Source organism: Tigheibacillus halophilus, assembly GCF_042683165.1.
In the GTDB taxonomy this organism is placed as follows: domain Bacteria; phylum Bacillota; class Bacilli; order Bacillales; family Amphibacillaceae; genus Tigheibacillus; species Tigheibacillus halophilus.
This window is the reverse complement of record NZ_JBHUIZ010000015.1, coordinates 364,605-383,135: the sequence shown is the minus strand read 5'-3', so window position 1 is coordinate 383,135 and position 18,531 is coordinate 364,605. Positions and strand designations below refer to the sequence as shown.

Sequence of the window (18,531 nt, the reverse complement as noted above, 5' to 3'; positions counted from 1 at the left end):
CGCGTATTTTGGAAGAGTATAAAAGCTCCAATTCGGCATCCAAAAAAACTGCACTTCCATGCCCGAGGTTAAATGCTCGCATGGAAGTGCAGTTCATCCTGCATCTCTCTTCTTTTACGTGGTAAAACATCCAGCCATACGGTTCAATGCCTCTAAAACTGTAGCATGAGGACAGCCTACATTTATCCTTAGGAACCCTTCTCCATCCGAGATGAAATCATTGCCATCTTCAAAGGCGACTTTCCCTTTGAAAAGAAGCACATTCATTAACTCGCTGTTTGTTATCCCCAGTCTGCTAACATCCAGCCAAATCAAATAGGTAGATTCAGGTTCGACCATTCGGAATTCAGGCAGCCGCTCCGCCAAAAATGTTCTGACCGTATCTACGTTTTTTTCAATGTATGCCGTTAACTGGTCAAGCCATTCATCACACTCTGTATATGCAGCGATCAATGCAGGTACTGCAAATACATTTGGAGAGGTAACAGAGTTGACAGCCAACTGTTCCTGCAGCCTGATACGGATTGCTTCATTTGGAATGACGGTATAAGAAGACTTTAAACCGCCGAAGTTAAAAGCCTTATTAGGTGAAACACAGATAATACAGTGATCCGCAATGTCTGCAGATACGCTTGCTAATGAAACGGGGGAATTGCCATATAGGCCGATATCTTTATGTATCTCATCTGATACAAGCAATACATTGTGCTTCAAGCAAATCTGTGCCACACTTTTTAATTCTGCTGCAGTCCAAACACGGCCTGTTGGATTATGCGGATTACAGAAAATCAGCATTTTAGCTCGCGGATCCTTCGCTTTTTCTTCCAAATCATCCAAATCCAGCTCATAGGAACCGTCCTGATAGATTAACGGATTGCACAACAGCTCGCATTCATGGTGTTCTACAGCCCGCTGAAATGGCTGATATCCCGGTGTCTGCGTGATCACTTTATCACCTTGTTGACAAAATGCTTGGACAATATAATGCAATGTACTCACAGTACCATGCGTCAGCGTAATCCAATTTTTCCTGATACGCCAATGATGGCGGCGCTCATTCCAATCGATAACCGCTTGATAATAAGAATCAGGCACAAAAGTATATCCATATATTCGCTGACTGGCCACCTTTTTCATGGCCGCCACAACTGGCGGGGGACATGCAATATCCATATCCGCTATCCACATGGGCAGAACATCATCCGTTTGGAATTCTTTTACCAGGTTTTCCTTTGACCATTTGCGTGCCAATGTACCCCTGCGCTCTATTATTTCATCAAAATGATAGTTCATGCCTTAAGCCTCTTTTCTCTGCGTTTTTTAAACGCTTGTTTAAACAAAATAACCAATACCGTATTCAGTGCAATACCGATGATTAATACGAAATAAAAGATAAAAGGCGGTTTGGCGATACCAATGATCGGATCTATAATACCTGCGCCGGGGGCGATTCTCGTAATATGAAAAATGGCACCAAGCATGCCAGTAATACCAGCAGCAATAAGCTGGGCACCAATGACAGGAACCGGATCATTCACCGCATATGGTATGGCTGGCTCTGTAATACCAAAGAGCCCGACGATACCAGCTGATTTTCCATTGGCAATTTCTTCTTTTTTAAACAAATTTGGCCTGATCATTGTCGCCAGTCCCAAAGCAGCCGGTGGAATAACTGTGATCAAAGCAACTGTCCCAAAAAAGTAGGCATTTCCCTGTGCAACCATGCCTAAGGAAAATAGATAAGCAGTCTTGTTGATAGGACCGCCCATATCGAAAGCTATCATCATACCAATAATCGCACAGATGATGGCCAGACTGGATGATGACATAGAACTTAAAAAGGTAGTCAGCGCCAGCATGATTCCAGCTATGACCGGACCAATGAAATAAAATACAACAACCGCAATCAATAACGTTGAAACCGTCGGAATAATTAAAAATGACATCAACGGAGTCAGTGATTTTGGTAATTTAAACTTCTTGAACCATCTCACAAAGTAGCCTACAAGCAGTCCGACCAATATCGCGCCTAAAAATCCGGCCCCACCTTTCGTACCAAGAATATCTGCCTGGTTAGCCAGCCATGCACCTATCATTGCCGGTGCTAGAGCAGGTTTATCAGCTATGGAATAAGCAGTGTAACCAGCCAGGATTGGTATCATTAAATCAAAACCGATCACTCCAACCTGTTCCAGCAGATAGGCAAAAGATCCTTCTACTGTCTTGCCTCCTCCGACAAGTGCAGCAGATATGGCAAGCAAAATACCCCCAGCTGTTACAAAAGGAATCATGAACGATACACCATTCATCAAATGTTGAAATACACCTGCAACACCTCTTTTATGGCGGGATGCAGCACTTGTCCCTGTAGGCTGGTCATCATTTCCTTCGTCTTGGGCATAATATGTTCTTGCTTCCCTCTCCAGACGATCCATGGTGGACGATACATCCCGCAACACATCAGAAACATCGACAAACAGGACTTTCTTGCCGTTAAACCGGCGCAATTCATCATCGGACATTCCCCGCCCTGCTGCAATAATGATATAATCCGCCTGTGCAATATTTTCTGATGTCAGTTCGTTCTCCACCCCCACAGAACCTTGCGTCTCTACCTTCATTGTATCCCCGCGTTTTTCGGCTTCTCTTTGCAGCGCTTCTGCAGACATATAAGTGTGGGCAATACCGGCAGGACAATTCGTTACTGCCGCTAATTTTTTTTCCATATAAATTCTCCCCTTTGTTTAAAACTATGGGTTAAACAGATTCGAACAATTTAATTATTTCTTCTTTGGAAGAACTGTTTACGATGCCTTCCCGAAATTCCTCGTGCATAAGCTGGCGGGAAATCTGTGATAATAACTTCAAATGCTCTGTAGCTGCATCTGTATCCGGAACTGCAAGTACAATTGCCAGCCGGACAGGTTGATTATCCAGGGAATCCCACTCCACCTCCTCGGAAAATTTGATAATCATCACAGATGGCTTGATTACTTCTTTCAATTTGGCGTGGGGGATTGCCACCCCATTTCCAAAGCCGGTGGTCACTTCTTCCTCTCGTTTGCGCAAGCCCTTAAAAAACTTTTTTTGATCAGTTACTACTTGAATTTGTTCGGCATACGCGGCTATCTTTTTTAATGCTTGTTTTTTATGGCGGGCAGAAACATCAAAAAATATATGTTGCTCGGTTATTTCCATGATTAGTGGCTCCTCTCGTTGATAAAACTTGTCAGCAAGCGATAAGCTTCTCTGGATGTTGTTGTCTGCTTCAATTGCTTTATCAGGAAATCATCCTTCAGTACTCCGTACAATTCGCGCAGAGCTTGTTGAAATTGATTACCATCTGATGTTTTAATAGCTATTAAAAATAGCAACGATACATTTTCTGTTCCCCAGTCGATTGGCCGCTCACTGGCAAACATGAGAATTTGCGACGATTTGATATGCAGCTCATCTCCATGCGGGATCGCGATACCGTTACCGACAGATGTAGGGGATCGAGCTTCCCTTTTCAAAACTGTTTTTTTAAATTTGTGGTCTACATAACCTTGCCGGTGTGCCGCATCACATAGAAAGTGAATCGCTTCTTGTTTGTTACGTACTTTTTGCCTTATAAAAATAGACTCTGTATCTATGAGCCGGCCAAATATAAGACTACTATCCCGCGAAGGTTCACGTTCATCAGTTTTTCGTGTCTTTCCACCACTATGGTTGTCCTCAAAGATATATTGATTGATGATCCTCACGTCCTGCTCATCCAAAATCGGTGAAACTTCCACAACTGGTTTCCCGCTAAATGAAATCGATTCTGTTGCAATGACGAAATCAAACGTATCCAAGTCAATTTGAGACAATTTGTAAGAGGGCACCACATCAATTATGTCCATTTCAGGAATCGTATTTTGAATGCGGTTTGCGAGAAACTGGGATGTTCCCACCCCACCATAGCAAACAATGACAACACGTTTTCCTTTCTTTCGGTTGCGTCTTTCCAAAGCCGCAAGGAAATGAATGGTAATGTATCCCACTTCATCATCATTCAGCTGGATATGGAACTGATTTTCTAAATAAGACATAATTAGCCACGTCATGCCAAATATAGAATGATAACGTGATTTTATATGCGGCAGCATGGGATTTTTCAACTTTAAATGATATTGCATCCTTTCCAGCATGGGTTCAATGTGGAGTTTCAAGCCATTTTCAAGCTGCTTATCATATCGGATGTCAATAGCCAGGATTCTGGAAAACATTTCAATCATTTTCTGAATGGATCCGTCCAGTGCCGTTTCCCTCTCATGGTCTAATAACAAGTCATCTGGCTGTCTCATGGTACAATGAAAAATATAAAATGCTATATAACCTGCTTCATTTACCGGTACCGTTATAGCCGCATAATCTTTTAACAACTGGACAATTTGCACTGTCCATCTCTTCAAAATTGGTTTGGCCCTTTTTCCGGATGTTTGAACGGATATATTCGAATAATGACCTTGCTGCGTACGTTTGATTAATATCAGAATATGAGTCAGCACATTAATATAATACAAGTCACTGATTGTCATACGGTTCAGTTTTTCCAGTCGCTCAATCACCTTCTCTACTTGACCGACCATTTCCGGGGAAAACCATTCAATCAGGTGGTTATATGAAGTTTCGTCGAGACGGCGGTTTGTTTGGCGAAACCTGTCATGCTTCTCTTTGACCACTGGCGTAGAAACCAGTTCCGAGATGAGACTCCTTATATCTTCTTCTTTCCCACGGATCATGATTCCATAGTGGTTCCGCTCCATCTTTATACCGGCAGCTTCAAGCCATTGTTCAATCTCATCAATATCATGTGCAATCGCTGTTTTACTTACAAAGCACGCATCTGCAAATTGCTGCATGGACATGTACCCCTCTTGATGAAGCAATTTTAGCGCAATCCATTTCTGTCTATTTTTAATAGAATATCGGTCCATGAGGGAAGCATGGCCATCTACTTTACTTAAAATATCCATCCTTTCCTTGCGGCCGATAGCCAGTCTTATCCCTAATCCTTGTTTCTTGTCCAGGCGGAATCCGAACGTTTGCAGATACTGTTCAATTTCATGAAAATCATGGTATGCGGTCCGTATCGAACATTGTAACTGCGCAGCAAAATCGGATGTACTTTTGTAATCGGATTCATTTAATAACAAAATAAGCAGCTGTTTTTGCCTTGCATTCATGATCATGACCTCGATTCGAGTATACTACGGTGTGATTAGTATCATTATAGTTGCTATATACAGCGGTTACTATAACAAACCATTGCAGTATTGCTACTGCAAAAAGTAAACAATCAAAAATGACTGTTTGGACTTTCCACGATATCAAATAATCCCCACCTGTAAAAAGATGGGGATTGGATGGTACCAAGGATTTTCTTTGGATTGGACACGCAACACCAGATCACCTCAAAATAGAAGCAGTTGTACAGTTGCCACTCCTATGCTGCTTCGCTTCGTAATTATTTCTTGATCACAACCTGAATCAGATGGCAGGCTCCGCTATGCTTTTTCCCTTCCTGCCGATATGCTTCTCCGTAATAGAAATGAAGACATTTGTGATCTTCAATCCATTGAAGGATGTCCTTTGGGTCATACAGCATCTCTTTTACTGATGGCCCACCTGTTCCATAGTCCAGCTGGTCCTCAGAGTAAACTTCAAAGATGACATATCCATCGGGCTTCACTGCATCCAATATGTTCCGTATAAAAAAGGGCTGATCTTGTCTGGAAACATGGCCAAACACCATGATGGCTGCATCAAATTGATTTTTCGGCACCTTTTCCCTGGTCAAATCAAACTGAGCAGTCTGAACATCCACCTGATTTTTTGCTGCTAACGCCTTTGTTTTTTCCAACCCAACAGCAGATTGGTCAAATGCTGTTACATGATAGCCAAGTTTTGCCAGATAGACGGCATTTCTGCCTTCTCCTTCCGCAAAGCAACCAATCGTTGCATTATTAGGAATAAGCTCGCTTTTATCTTGAATAAAGACATTTGCAGTTTCTCCATAAACATAATCTGCATCAGAGAAACTGTTGTCCCAATGTTCTTTGGACATGTTCATAATCTCCTTTATAAATATCTTGATACCCTTGTATATAGGCACTGTATCATATATCCCTTGAAAGGTATGAGAATTTTGCTTAAAAGAATCTTATCCGCAAATAGCTTAGGTAATTGATTGGAATACGTTTTAGTGCTCTTCACTTCATACTACTTCTCGTATTTTTATAGAAATGTAAAGAAATGGCAGTCTCATTGAAATGTCTGTATGTTAAGATGTATTTTCAACGTAAGATGATGTCCAATCATAGCATAATGTTCAGTTTGGTCAGGATCATTTTACGGATTACATAGAAGGAGGACAACTTAATGAGTAAGAGGAATTCAGTAAGAAAGTATACTGTATCTGCATTACTGGCGACCTCAGTCGCAATCAGTCCGGTTATGGCGGGAAGCGTTTTTGCTCATGGAGCTCCGGATGTAGATGTTTCTTCAGACGAAAGTACAGGTACTGGTGTAGCAGTACTTTCACAAGGGGAGCAGAGTCAGGAAGTAAAAGATTTGCAGCAGAAACTGCAAAATCTCGGTTATGATGTGAATCCAGATGGTATTTATGGCCCGGAAACAGAAAAAAAAATAATAGATTTCCAGTATGATCAAGGATGGGATGCAGACGGCGTTGTTGATACACCAACACTAAACGCGTTGAATGCTCAAACATTAGCGAACAAAGACGATAGTAATCAAATAAAAATTGCCGAATCAAGTCAGCCACAAGTAATGTCCCATAACATTAGTGCTTCCAGCACGAATAGCAATGACACTATTTCTATTGCAGAAAGCATGATAGGCACCCCTTATGTATGGGGAGGAACAGACCCTAATGTCGGTTTGGACAGCAGCGGCTTTATTAATGCAGTGTTTGCTGAACAAGACATTCAACTAAGCCGGACGCACGCTGAAATGTGGGCAAATGATGGTGTAGAAGTTGCCAACCCAGAACCAGGAGATGTTGTTTTCTTCTCAGGAACCTATGAAGGTCAAGATGGCATTTCCCACAGCGGGATTTATATCGGGAATCATCAGATGATCCATGCCGGAACGGAAGAAACAGGTGTTGAAATTACCACGCCTGAGCAATGGCAATACTATTGGGCTAACCACTATGTCGGCGCAAAAAGATTCTAATTGTCGTCACGCTTGACAATAAATTCGCAGATTCCTTCACTGGAAATTGGATAGAAGACACGGAATTCCCATGATCCATGGGAATTCTTTTTTTGGATCTTGACTTTCCGATTCATTCCCTTCTTTTACCACCAAAGCGAGGAGGCCCCCCTACTTCTCTTCTTGCATTTTTGCTATGCCAAAACCTGTTTTCGCATAAATCATAGCGAATACAATACACAAATAGCATGGTACAGACCACAACCAGTATGCTCCAACACTGACACCCAGTACTTCATGGTAATACACACCTGAAACACCCCAAGGAACAAGTGGCAATAGCATAGTTCCCGCATCTTCCAGCGTCCTCGATAGATTCTTGGCTTGCAATCCAAGATCCTTATATACATCCTTTAATAATACGCCTACCATGATAATGGAAATGGAAGCAACACCGGAAGTAAACACGATCACTGTACTGGCAATGATTGTCACCCCAATCAATTGTACAGGTGTTTTCACCTTGCCAAATAACTTATCCAGTAACACATCCAGACATCCCGATACTTCAACTATTCCAGCAAATGCATATCCGCAGAAAATGGTCACGACAATCGTTGTCATGGAGAAAATCCCCCCGCGATTAATCAAACTGGACACCGCATTATCAATATTGTCCGAATTGAATTGTGGACTGGTAATCATCGACATATCGAAACCATTAGCCATGGAGATCATTCCATCTACCAAACTGAATCCATTTGAAAGCACTCCGACAAACACTGCTACAAGAGAGGAAAATAGCATGATCGGAACAGTAGGCTTTTTGCGAACAGCTCCCCAAAGAACGATGATGAACGGCAAGAGCATAAACACATTCCAATGATAGATCGTGTCGAGCTGCTCCAGCATGACCTTTACACCGCCTTCATTCGGGTTTGAACCGCTGCCAACCATCACACCGGCAATGCCCCAAACCATGACCCCCACTAAGGAAGCCGGGATGGTCGTATACAGCATATGTTTGATATGATCATAGATATCTATTTCCACCACGAGAGGAGCAAGATTAGTTGTATCTGATAAAGGGGATAATTTATCTCCGAAAACACCTCCAGAAATGATAGCACCCGCAGCAATTCCAAGCGGAATATTGAGTTGGGATGCAATCGTGATCAGTGCTACACCTGCTGTGGCCGTTGAGCCCCAAGCTGTCCCGGTCGCAACCGAAACGACGGCGACGATTGCAAAAGCTGTCATCAAAAAATAAGTCGGGTTAATAATCTTCAGCCCGTAATAAATCAGCATCGGTACAGTCCCTGAAAAAACCCAAGTCCCAATAATGACTCCTACTGCGAACAAAATGAATACTGCAGGCATCGCTGTTTTTAAACGTTCAATGATACCATCTTCCATATCCTTCCAACTTAAACCGACTCGAACTGCAATAATTGCTGCATAGGCTGCAGATAAAATCAGCAAAGGTTGAATCGGTATCTCTAAATAAGCAAACCCGATGCCAACAACAACGGTTAAAACTATAAAAGGGGAAAACGCTTCCAAAAAAGTTGGTTTTCTCTTCATATCATACTCCTTCCCTTCATCAAACTTGTAATCCTTACAAGGCGGTATGGCGCCCATTCACTAGGTGTGTCTAGCATTTCATATATCTTTCTTTATTTCTTAAACCTTTCCGGACTAATAGACTGTGTATTAACATGGGTTCGGCCCTTTACCATCATGTCAGAAATGATCCTGCCCGTGATAGGCCCCATTGCCATGCCAACCATTCCGTGACCAGTAGCAATGAACCCGTTTGAGATACCAGGTATTTTTCCAGCAATCGGCATGCCATCAGGCGTCATTGGTCTCATTCCCACCCATTCATCTATCGAACCTGCAGTAAGTTCTTCTTTAAAGTATTTTTTTGCTGCAAGATGAATGCCTTGAATTCTTTTCTTATCCAGCCTTGTATTGAGCCCGGACAGTTCCATTGTCCCACCGATTCTAAGGGCATCGCTAAATGGCGTAATACCTCCGCTGTCATCCCCTAGATATACCGGCTGTTTAAATGTGAAAGCCGGTTGATTATAAGTCATAGAGTATCCTTTACCCGCAGTCATTGGAAAATCATAACCTAACTGTTTCGCAAGTAAATTGCTGTGTACACCATTTGCTAATAGGAATATATCTGAATGAAATACTTCTTTTTCCGAGCAAACAGCCGTAATCTTCCCCTTTTGTTGTTCTATTTTTGTGATTTCTGTCCCAGAAACCAGTTTGACATTGTGCTTTTTTAAATATGCCACTAGGCCCATCGTCAGACTCTCGGGTCTGATATGATATTGATTTTTCAAGTAAATGCCGCCAATGATGTTAGCGGACAATGCTGGTTCTCTTTCTAACACCTCATCTTTGGTCAGTTCAATCGGCCGATCATGGCCATATGCTTTTGCACCGCGAAGCAACCGTTCAAATTTGGCATTCAAAGACTTTTGTTGGAGAAAAACAAACAAAAATCCCTCTTTATGCAACTCAAAATTGACTTCTTTTTCCAAATCATCAAAAAGCTGCAATGTAGATTGACTTAAGGTCAGCAAAGATTCTTCCCCTTTAAAAAAATCTTTCTTGTTGCAATAACGCATGAATCTCCACAGCCATGGAGCCAATTGGATCACTTTGCCAGGGTTGATATAAAGGGGGCTGTCCTTTTTTAACATCATTTTAATAGAAGAACTGATTAATCCCGGGGTAGGAACAGGCTCATGAATAGCTGGACAAATCCAACCCTGATTCCCTTTTGAACATCCCATTCCAAATTCACTTTTATCGATTAGGGTTACTTCATAGTTTTCTTTTGTTAAATAATAGGCGGTAACCAAGCCGATCATTCCACCGCCTATTATGGTCACTTGTTGGGACATTTTTCATCACTGGCTCCTTTACATATATTTAAATGTTTAGATTACTCTTTCAATTATACTTTTTGCATTACCCTATAACAATGTAGTCTCCATACAATTAATCAGTTTTTCATCATCAACTATTTGTGAGAACCATACAAAAAAGCAATATGAATGAAATTATTTCTTCATTAATATTGCCACGTACAAGCGGATGAATTTTTTATAATCATGTGTATCCATATCTAAAACGTCAACTATCTTTTTAATCCTATAATCAAGCGTATTTTGATGGATAAACAATTTTTCTGCGGCTTTACTACGGTTAAAACCAGATTCACACCATGCAATGATCGTTCTGTACAATTCATCTGCATGATTAAGCTGTGCCAGGCGGGATAGGTGAGATTCGGCATACCGTTTCGTAAAATCCGGGGGGAGCCTGTCAATAGCATCTTCCAGCAGAAAATCATCATAAAAGTAAATGTTGTCTGCGGACTCATCGCCCAGCTTCAGTGCCTTATTCGCTTCTTCGTAGGTCTGTTTTAATCCTTCAGCATTACTCCCTTCACCACCTACCCCAATATAAGTAGTGATATCCAGTTTAGAGAATTCATTCATGACGCCTTTGCATTTTTCCTTCAGTTCTGCCAGGCTATCCTGGTGCAATTGATATTGAAGTACTTCTACTGGATGGAAAATGACAAATTTATTATCCGATAACGATGCGATAATCGTATTGGGATGACTGAAATAATCCGCTAAAATGAACTGAAGTTTAATATGCAAAGTTTGTATTTTTAATTCCATCGATATGTCCAACGTTTTTTCCGGCAGCTTGTTTCTGGATGAAATATGTTGCTTTGCATTACCACATGCCACGATAACAGCGTAATGAGGCAAGGTGAGATTATATCCCATTTCCTCTGCCCTGGATAAAAGTATGGATTCTTCCATGATTGTTTGATTGAAGCTGGCAATATCGATCACCAGGTCCGTAATATGCTGGTCACGCATCTGTACAGACTTTAAGTAGATTTCCTGATATAGCAGATTTTCAAGATATTCTTTAATCAAATAACAATAGTACTTTACTTCTTCACGTTTGCCAGTGACTCCTACTGACCCAATAGTCTTTGATTGCAGCTTCACAGGCAAACAAAAACCTTCCCGTGTTCCGGATAGTTTTGCGATATCATTATTATCCCTATTGGGTTTTCCTGTTTGCATAATTCGAATGGAGGCTTCGTGCAAGCTTCCTATCCTCGTTTCATCTGATGCCCCGATAATCACTGCATGCTCATCCGTTATAATGATTTCTTTATTTATAATGGCGCCAATGCTCTCAGCGAGATTCTGGGAAATATCCTGCAACATAAAAACATACCACCTTTAATATTCCGATTCATAAGACAATTATATCATCTTTTGAATTGAAAAAAGCCAGGAGGCCTTAGCTCCTGGCTATCCTAGTGATATGCTTATCAAAACAGATCGACCGCCTCGGCCATTTTCTCATATCCCTGATCGTTCGGATGTAAATGGTCTCCTGAGTCATTTTCAGGCAAAATCCGTTCCGGTTCATCGGGGTCTCGCAATGCTTTATCAAAGTCAATCATCCCATCAAATTCATCATTTGAACGTATCCATTCATTCACCTTCTGTCTGGTCTGCTCTCCTTCTGTTGTATACATATCGGAATCCTTGTAAGGCGTTAGTGTCGCGCCATAAATCTGAATCCCTTTTTTATGTGCAACATCAATCACTTCCTGCATTCGCGCAATGATTTTTTCAGCAGGATAACCAGGATGATGTCGTATATCATTGAGGCCGATATGCAAGATGACAGCTTTTATTCCTGATTGGCTGAGAACGTCACGATCAAGCCTTGCCAGCACATTCTCCCCCTTCTCAGGTGGACTGTTGAGTAATTGATTGGCAGTAATACCTGCATTCAATACTGACAAATGGACTTTTGAATCTTCTTCATTAAGTCGTTTTGCCAGATAGTCCGGCCAGCGATGGTCCTTGTTCAATGTAGAGTGATTTCCGTTCGCAATCGAACTCCCAACTACTGCAAGCGCTCCGTCTACTGAGGACTTAGGCTTCACATCAACCCCATCCAGCCAAAACCATGCTTCTTCTCCTTCATCAAAACGAGAAGCATTTGCTGCAGAGGCATGGTTACCCGTTGCTATATAGCTTGTTTGTACGGAACGCGGGTGCCATGAAGCCGGACCAGTTGGCTCTTTGACATATATACTCACAGCAAGCTTATCTTTACTGCTTACCTCCATATCAATCGGGTCGCTAAAGAATCGTTTGCCCTTTGGTATGGTCACTTTTTTGTCTCCGTCAAAGGTAACTTGTTTCTCCGTCCCAGATACGTTTTCAGCACCATCTTTTGAAATGGCCACATGCACATCGTCAAGTTGAAGTGATTGGGAACCAAATATATTTGATAGACGAATACGTATTTCTTTCCCATCAGTATGTGGTTTAACGATAAAACGCAGCGTCTGATCTTGAAATCCTTCAGAGGAAACACCGTCTTCAAAGGGTGCTTGAAGACTCGCTGTCCATGCAGCTACCCAATTCTTTTCCTTGGGTTTGGCTATATCTTCGGCTTTTACTTCAGGCTTTACTTCTGCCGACTCTTCCTTTATGGGATCCAATCCCTTTGCGCCCATGATGATAATAGAAATAATAATTGCGGTCAAACCAATGGTGTATAGGAATTGTTTCATTCATTTCTCGCCTTTCCTGCTTTCAAAAAATATACTTTCCATAATATATTCTTTCGTATTTCATGAAAAGAGAATGGTGGTTATACCCTCAGTTATTTTGTACGATTTGATGATTTTGATGATAAATCAAAATACGTACTCTCAGAGATCGGGTTAATTCTGAAATCAGCAGCGCTCACTGGCTGATACGAAGGCGGCTGTTTTTTTCAGTACTACAATATTTATGAAGAGATAAGCGAAGCTGCTAAAATAAAAAGCACGCAAGCTCCTTGTTTGTGACTGAATTTAGACCAACAAACCAGCTCAAAAAGGAGATGCGTGAAATTCATTTTAACATGCTACTACATGGATTTGAAGAGGTTACAGTTTAAAATTCAAAGGAAATGGACGGCGTCTGTTTCCTGCTCATAAAATCCAAACGGCAAATCTATCGTTTTCCGACGTGCGTGCCTCACAACCGCCGCTCCTATTCCTTTTCTGCACCTTGCACCTATCCTCCCAAGAACACTGCACCGTAAACAAGGGCTCCTAACACAACCCAAACCGGACCTGTTTTTGTTCTTTCCAATAAGATATATCCACAAATAATGAGAATTACTGTATGAATCCAGCCGGCCTGTGAATAGGAATCAAAAAAGAATTCGTACGTCATCACGCCAAGCAGAACAGCTATCGTTGGGCGGATGATTTTTGTCATTTTTTTCACACGCGGAGAATTCTTATATTTAAATAATAATCCTAATAGTGCAATAAGCATTATCAGCGAGGGAGCGACAGAAGCAAAAACTGCAATGACTGAACCCAGTATTCCCCCTTGTGCGTAACCTATATAACCAGCCAATTTGGTCGCGATTGGACCCGGCAATCCATTTCCAAGGGCGACCATTTCACTATATTGGGAGGTAGTGAACCAGCCATAACGCGCAACCACTTCATGTTCAAGCAGCGGAATAGTCGCGGGGCCCCCACCGTATCCAAGCAGGTTTGCCATAAAGTTTGCCATAAAAATTTGCCAAAAGATCATCAGCCACTCACCCGCTTTTTCTCTTTCTTCATTTCTTTTTCTCTGCCTGGCAAAATGAAGGCGTACAATATAAGTGAGGCAACAAGGATGGCCGGATGAACGCCCAAAAGTGGAATAACGATTATACTAATCGTGGTAAATACGATTGTACGAAGCCAACCAAGGGAATTTTGGGATTTTTTAAGGAAATCCCAAGCTAAAACGCCAATCATAACCCCTGCGATCGGAATGACTCCTTTTGCCATTCCTTGTACCCACGGCCGATCCTTATACGCATGAAGGGCTGTCAGCAATAAAATCATGAGAACTATAGTGGGCAGTACAGTTGCAATAAGACTGGTCATCAGTCCCCAAAAACCAGCGATTCTCCAGCCAATATATCCGGAAAGTTTCGTATTGATTGGACCTGGCAATGTATTAGCCAGAGCCAAAATATCACCGAATTCATCATCATCCATCCATTTATAATTCTGAACGACTTCCTTATGCATCAGCGGTATTGCTGACAGCCCTCCCCCATATCCCAACATCCCTGCTCGAAAAAAAGCGATAAATAAATCTTTATGCATGCTAAACCACTACCTTTACCACGTCAGAATTGAAATAGCAGACCGAAAAAGCCTAAGAAAAGCGCCAGCACATGTTCAGCAACGTACAAACTGGAGAGCTTCCGGGGACTGTGATTACTCTTCCCATCGAAGACTTTACTAGTTGCTGGGCGCTGGAGCTGGACATGGCTGTTTCTGCCAAGGAACAAAATAAAGCCTAAAATTTTATACTTTCTTATCTCTTCAAAAAACAAATAGCCGTACAGAAATATTACGGCTATTTATCTTTTTAATCATCCTAAAACATGCTTTTGATGAAAAACATTTTCTTTTGTTTACCAAGAGGCAATTGAACCGTCCGTTCTGGACTCCGTCCCTCCGCACATTACTCCTGTCTCCGGGTCACGCCAAATCATTTGTCCACGTCCGAAGCTATTCGGCTCCAAGGCAATACGTATATCGTGCCCTCTTTCCGCCAGTTCCACAGCCAAATGGTGTGCAAAGCGAGGTTCTACCTCTACGGTTTTATCCCTTAACCATTGAAAACGCGGTGCATCAAGTGCTGCCTGCGGATTTAAGCCAAAATCGATCGTGTTCATAAGAAGCTGAACATGGCCTTGTGGCATCATAAATCCGCCCATTACACCAAATGGCCCAATTGCCTGACCTTTTCTTGTTATAAATCCAGGAATGATCGTATGAAGCGTACGTTTTCCACCTTCCAGCGCATTTACGTGGTTTGGGTCATTAGAGAAGTTGTGGCCCCTATTTTGTAAGGAAATACCTGTTCCAGGTACTACCAATCCAGAGCCGAACCCCATATAATTACTTTGAATGAATGAAACCATATTCCCTTCAGAATCAGCAGCAGCTAAGTAGACAGTACCACTCATGGCAGGCTCTCCTGCCTCTGGCTTCGCGGCTCTATCGGTGATTTGGTTTCTGCGCAGTTCTCCATACGATTTACTAATCAGCTCACGCGGGTCAATGTTCATATAGTCATCGTCAGTAACATAATTAAAACCATCGGCAAAAGCCGCTTTTAATGCTTCAATTTGTTTATGCAATGTATCTACATGGTCCCTTTCAGAGAAATCGAAGCCATTTAAAATATTTAATGCTTGTAAGGCAACAATTCCCTGGCTGTTTGGCGGCAATTCCCATACATCATAACCACGATAATGGACGTTTAGCGGTTCAACATACTCTGTCTCATGAGACGCCAGGTCCTCCGAACGCAGAAATCCGCCAGTTTGTCTTGCAAATGCATCTATTTTTTGTGCGAGACTGCCATGATAAAAGGACGCTGCATCTGTCTTTGCTATCTCACTCAAGGTGTCAGCATGATCCATAGAGGACCAAATCTCTCCTACTTGGGGAGCCCTTCCTTTCGGGGCGAAAGTATCAAACCATGCTTGAAATTCAGGCCCGCCGTTTAATTCGCTGAACTTTTTGAATGCAATATTCCAGTATCTCCCCAGCGTCGGCGATAACGGAAAACCTTCACTGGCATATGTAATTGCTGGCTGCAGTACCTCTGTTAAAGGGAGATTACCGAACTTTTTCGATAGGTCTGCCCATAAACCTGGCGCTCCTGGAACTGTGACCGGAATCCAGCCAAACTTTGGGATTTCCTCGTATCCCATTTTATGAATTGTTTCAAGTGAAATCGATTTGGGTGATCTCCCGCTTCCGTTCAAACCATATAATTTGTCTTTCACCCATACAATGGCAAATGCATCTCCCCCTATCCCATTTGAGGTCGGCTCCACTACAGTCAGACATGCAGCAGTTGCAATCGCTGCATCAATTGCATTGCCGCCTTTTTTTAAAATATCCAGGCCAGCCTGAGCGGCAAGCGGCTGTGAAGTAGCTACCATCCCGTTTTTGGCAAAAGTAGCATTTCTCGTTATCGGATATGGGTTTCTTTGATGATTAAATGAAAACATGGACAACACTCCCGATCTAAAGTTAAAAACCAACATGCCATTTGTCTGCATGGCTCGCAGTAAAACAAATCGGAGCAGCCGTTCACCAGGATGTCTGCATAGGAGACAAACATTTTTCTTCCGCTGGCTGCTGTCAGTTTCAGATCAATAATTTTTTGATATTAAATCTTGTCATTAAAATACGATAGCAATTTAATATATACTTATTATTCAAATCTCATGGCAAGCTACGAAATGACCTTCTTCCACTTCCCGCCATTCAGGAACCTTCGTCCTGCAATGGGCTTGGGCCATGGGACAACGTGTGTGAAAAGGACAGCCTGCAGGATAATTGGAAGCACTCGGAATATCCCCTTGCAGCCTAACCCGCATTTTTTTCCTTCCTGGAACAGGTCGTGGAATAGCAGACAACAAGGCTTTCATATAGGGGTGCTGCGGGTTATGATATATTTGTTTTGAACTCCCCAATTCGACCATCGTTCCCAGATACATGACCAAAACCCTGTCACACATATGCTTAACTACTCCAAGATCATGCGAAATAAACATATATGTTAACTTATATTTTTCCTGAAGATCTTTTAACAGTTTGATTACCTGTGCCTGAACAGAAACATCCAAGGCTGAAACAGCTTCATCGCATACTATCAGGGAGGGATTCAAAGCAATTGCCCTGGCAATGCCAATCCTTTGCCGCTGTCCGCCGCTGAACTCATGCGGATACCTCCCATAATGTTCTTCTTTTAACCCTACTTCCCTTAAAAGCTGCAGCACACGCTGTTTTCTCTCATTCTTATCAAGGTCAGTATGAATAACGAATACTTCTTCCAGTGCATGCCCAATTCGTTGCCTGGGATTCAAGGAAGCAAATGGGTCTTGAAAAACCATTTGCATATCTTTTTTAAATTTTTTCAGCTTGCGTTCTGATAAATCGTTGAGTACTTCTCCGCGAAATGAGATGGAGCCGCCTGTACTCTTTTCCAGACCGAGGATAGTTCTTCCAAGCGTGGATTTCCCACATCCTGATTCCCCAACGACTCCAAGAGTTTCACCTTCATAAATTTTCAAGCTCACATTTTGCACTGCTTTGACATTTCCTATTGTCTTCTTAAACAAGCCACCTTTGATAGGGTAATATTTCTTTAGTTCATCTGTTTCAAGAAGTAGTGTGGAGTTTGTCAACCTCTTTCACCTCCTGAAGCCAGCATTTACTGTAATGACTGCCGGACACCTCGAATGTAGTTGGATTTTTTCCACGACATATATCCATTGCGAAAGGGCATCTTGGGTGAAAACGGCACCCGGAAATCTCGTCGCTTAGATTCGGCATGGAACCAGGGATTATATTTAAATGGTGCTCTTCATCGTCTACATTAGGCACTGCCCCTAGCAGCCCTTTTGTGTAGGGGTGCTGCGGGGCATTAAAAATACTATCCACATCTCCTGTTTCAACTACCTCTCCCGCATACATCACCATAACCCGGTCGGCAATTTCAGCAACTACGCCCATATCGTGCGTAACAAATACTACGCCCATTCCCATTTGCCTTTTTAAATCATCGATCAATTCCAGAATTTGGGCCTGTATGGTAACATCCAAAGCTGTTGTTGGTTCATCGGCTAATAATAAAGATGGTTCACAGGCCAGAGCCATGGCAATCATCACCCGTTGGCGCATTCCGCCGCTAAGTTCGTGTGGAAACTGCTTCAATTTCTCTACGGGATTTGGTATGCCCACTTTATCCAATAATTCAATACTTTTTTTGATGGCTGTTTTCTTAGACATTCTTTTATGGATCATTAATGGCTCCCTTAATTGAAATCCAATCGTGAATGTCGGGTTTAATGCTGTCATGGGTTCTTGAAAAATCATTGAAATGTCATTTCCCCTGATTTTCTCCATCTCATTTTCTGTCTTGCCTAGCATTTCCTTGCCTGCAAGTTTGATAGAACCGCCGGCAATTTCTCCATTCGAAGGTAATAATCCGATTACTGATAATGAGGTAATACTTTTTCCACAACCTGATTCTCCTACAATACACAAAGTTTCGCCTTTTTTGAGAGAGAAGGAAATTCCCCGCACCGCTCTTAATCTTTCTTTTTTTGTACGAAAATGAACTTCCAGATTTTCTACTTCTAGTAAACTATCCATTG

At 42.1% G+C, this 18,531-nt stretch carries 15 protein-coding genes; 1 reads left to right on the top strand and 14 read right to left on the bottom strand.

The annotated features are described in order from the left end of the window. Positions 1 to 114: 114 nt before the first annotated feature. The 5 genes from ACFSMW_RS17555 to ACFSMW_RS17535 all read right to left on the bottom strand — a co-directional run bounded on the left by ACFSMW_RS17555 (position 115) and on the right by ACFSMW_RS17535 (position 6,094). Positions 115 to 1,293, bottom strand: coding sequence for a MalY/PatB family protein (locus tag ACFSMW_RS17555; protein ID WP_390357597.1), 1,179 nt, complete (start codon positions 1,291 to 1,293; stop codon positions 115 to 117). Next, positions 1,290 to 2,726 (bottom strand): fructose-specific PTS transporter subunit EIIC, encoded by a 1,437-nt coding sequence (locus ACFSMW_RS17550; RefSeq protein ID WP_390357596.1) that lies wholly within the window; start codon positions 2,724 to 2,726, stop codon positions 1,290 to 1,292. The genes ACFSMW_RS17555 and ACFSMW_RS17550 overlap by 4 nt, the downstream gene beginning before the upstream one ends. 31 nt (positions 2,727 to 2,757) lie before the next feature. Next, the gene (locus tag ACFSMW_RS17545) at positions 2,758 to 3,198 is read right to left on the bottom strand and encodes a PTS sugar transporter subunit IIA (protein ID WP_390357595.1); all 441 of its coding nucleotides are present in this window, start codon (positions 3,196 to 3,198) and stop codon (positions 2,758 to 2,760) included. Positions 3,199 to 3,200: 2 nt separating this feature from the next. Next, entirely contained in the window at positions 3,201 to 5,213 is a 2,013-nt protein-coding gene (locus tag ACFSMW_RS17540; protein ID WP_390357594.1) for a BglG family transcription antiterminator, read from the bottom strand. Between the two features lie 281 nt (positions 5,214 to 5,494). Continuing rightward, positions 5,495 to 6,094 (bottom strand): class I SAM-dependent methyltransferase, encoded by a 600-nt coding sequence (locus ACFSMW_RS17535; protein ID WP_390357593.1) that lies wholly within the window; start codon positions 6,092 to 6,094, stop codon positions 5,495 to 5,497. 314 nt (positions 6,095 to 6,408) lie between these two features. On the opposite strand from ACFSMW_RS17535, the gene ACFSMW_RS17530 reads away from it, so the two are divergent. Continuing rightward, entirely contained in the window at positions 6,409 to 7,227 is an 819-nt protein-coding gene (locus ACFSMW_RS17530) for a C40 family peptidase (RefSeq protein ID WP_390357592.1), read from the top strand. 150 nt (positions 7,228 to 7,377) lie between these two features. On the opposite strand, the gene nhaC is transcribed toward ACFSMW_RS17530, so the two are convergent. From nhaC to ACFSMW_RS17485, 9 genes are all read right to left on the bottom strand, one after another. Further along, positions 7,378 to 8,790, bottom strand: a complete 1,413-nt coding sequence (gene nhaC / locus ACFSMW_RS17525) for a Na+/H+ antiporter NhaC (protein ID WP_390357591.1) — start codon at positions 8,788 to 8,790, stop codon at positions 7,378 to 7,380. Between the two features lie 92 nt (positions 8,791 to 8,882). After that, the gene (locus tag ACFSMW_RS17520) at positions 8,883 to 10,130 is read right to left on the bottom strand and encodes an NAD(P)/FAD-dependent oxidoreductase (protein WP_390357590.1); all 1,248 of its coding nucleotides are present in this window, start codon (positions 10,128 to 10,130) and stop codon (positions 8,883 to 8,885) included. Between the two features lie 159 nt (positions 10,131 to 10,289). Continuing rightward, positions 10,290 to 11,486: a CdaR family transcriptional regulator gene (locus ACFSMW_RS17515; protein ID WP_390357589.1), complete on the bottom strand. Its 1,197-nt coding sequence runs from the start codon at positions 11,484 to 11,486 to the stop codon at positions 10,290 to 10,292. 107 nt (positions 11,487 to 11,593) lie between these two features. Next, positions 11,594 to 12,856 carry an SGNH/GDSL hydrolase family protein gene (locus tag ACFSMW_RS17510; protein WP_390357588.1) on the bottom strand — a complete coding sequence of 421 codons (1,263 nt, stop codon included), beginning with the start codon at positions 12,854 to 12,856 and terminating at the stop codon, positions 11,594 to 11,596. 490 nt (positions 12,857 to 13,346) lie between these two features. After that, positions 13,347 to 13,880, bottom strand: coding sequence for a chromate transporter (locus ACFSMW_RS17505; protein ID WP_390357587.1), 534 nt, complete (start codon positions 13,878 to 13,880; stop codon positions 13,347 to 13,349). Next, positions 13,880 to 14,449, bottom strand: a complete 570-nt coding sequence (locus tag ACFSMW_RS17500) for a chromate transporter (protein ID WP_390357586.1) — start codon at positions 14,447 to 14,449, stop codon at positions 13,880 to 13,882. Before ACFSMW_RS17500 ends, ACFSMW_RS17505 begins: the two co-directional genes overlap by 1 nt. Positions 14,450 to 14,763: 314 nt before the next feature. Further along, positions 14,764 to 16,377 carry a gamma-glutamyltransferase family protein gene (locus tag ACFSMW_RS17495; RefSeq protein WP_390357585.1) on the bottom strand — a complete coding sequence of 538 codons (1,614 nt, stop codon included), beginning with the start codon at positions 16,375 to 16,377 and terminating at the stop codon, positions 14,764 to 14,766. 210 nt (positions 16,378 to 16,587) lie between these two features. Then, the gene (locus ACFSMW_RS17490) at positions 16,588 to 17,559 is read right to left on the bottom strand and encodes an ABC transporter ATP-binding protein (RefSeq protein ID WP_390357584.1); all 972 of its coding nucleotides are present in this window, start codon (positions 17,557 to 17,559) and stop codon (positions 16,588 to 16,590) included. Continuing rightward, positions 17,534 to 18,529, bottom strand: a complete 996-nt coding sequence (locus ACFSMW_RS17485; RefSeq protein ID WP_390357583.1) for an ABC transporter ATP-binding protein — start codon at positions 18,527 to 18,529, stop codon at positions 17,534 to 17,536. The genes ACFSMW_RS17490 and ACFSMW_RS17485 overlap by 26 nt, the downstream gene beginning before the upstream one ends. Positions 18,530 to 18,531 lie beyond the last annotated feature (2 nt).

What these genes read in the sequence shown, in the direction of transcription:
- nhaC (WP_390357591.1), bottom strand. Translation starts at nt 8,790, where the DNA reads ATGAAGAGAAAACCAACTTTTTTGGAAGCGTTTTCCCCTTTTATAGTT.
- ACFSMW_RS17555 (WP_390357597.1), bottom strand. Translation starts at nt 1,293, where the DNA reads ATGAACTATCATTTTGATGAAATAATAGAGCGCAGGGGTACATTGGCA.
- ACFSMW_RS17540 (WP_390357594.1), bottom strand. Translation starts at nt 5,213, where the DNA reads ATGAATGCAAGGCAAAAACAGCTGCTTATTTTGTTATTAAATGAATCC.
- ACFSMW_RS17500 (WP_390357586.1), bottom strand. Translation starts at nt 14,449, where the DNA reads ATGCATAAAGATTTATTTATCGCTTTTTTTCGAGCAGGGATGTTGGGA.
- ACFSMW_RS17545 (WP_390357595.1), bottom strand. Translation starts at nt 3,198, where the DNA reads ATGGAAATAACCGAGCAACATATATTTTTTGATGTTTCTGCCCGCCAT.
- ACFSMW_RS17510 (WP_390357588.1), bottom strand. Translation starts at nt 12,856, where the DNA reads ATGAAACAATTCCTATACACCATTGGTTTGACCGCAATTATTATTTCT.
- ACFSMW_RS17550 (WP_390357596.1), bottom strand. Translation starts at nt 2,726, where the DNA reads ATGGAAAAAAAATTAGCGGCAGTAACGAATTGTCCTGCCGGTATTGCC.
- ACFSMW_RS17515 (WP_390357589.1), bottom strand. Translation starts at nt 11,486, where the DNA reads ATGTTGCAGGATATTTCCCAGAATCTCGCTGAGAGCATTGGCGCCATT.
- ACFSMW_RS17530 (WP_390357592.1), top strand. Translation starts at nt 6,409, where the DNA reads ATGAGTAAGAGGAATTCAGTAAGAAAGTATACTGTATCTGCATTACTG.
- ACFSMW_RS17485 (WP_390357583.1), bottom strand. Translation starts at nt 18,529, where the DNA reads ATGGATAGTTTACTAGAAGTAGAAAATCTGGAAGTTCATTTTCGTACA.
- ACFSMW_RS17535 (WP_390357593.1), bottom strand. Translation starts at nt 6,094, where the DNA reads ATGTCCAAAGAACATTGGGACAACAGTTTCTCTGATGCAGATTATGTT.
- ACFSMW_RS17505 (WP_390357587.1), bottom strand. Translation starts at nt 13,880, where the DNA reads ATGATCTTTTGGCAAATTTTTATGGCAAACTTTATGGCAAACCTGCTT.
- ACFSMW_RS17495 (WP_390357585.1), bottom strand. Translation starts at nt 16,377, where the DNA reads ATGTTTTCATTTAATCATCAAAGAAACCCATATCCGATAACGAGAAAT.
- ACFSMW_RS17520 (WP_390357590.1), bottom strand. Translation starts at nt 10,130, where the DNA reads ATGTCCCAACAAGTGACCATAATAGGCGGTGGAATGATCGGCTTGGTT.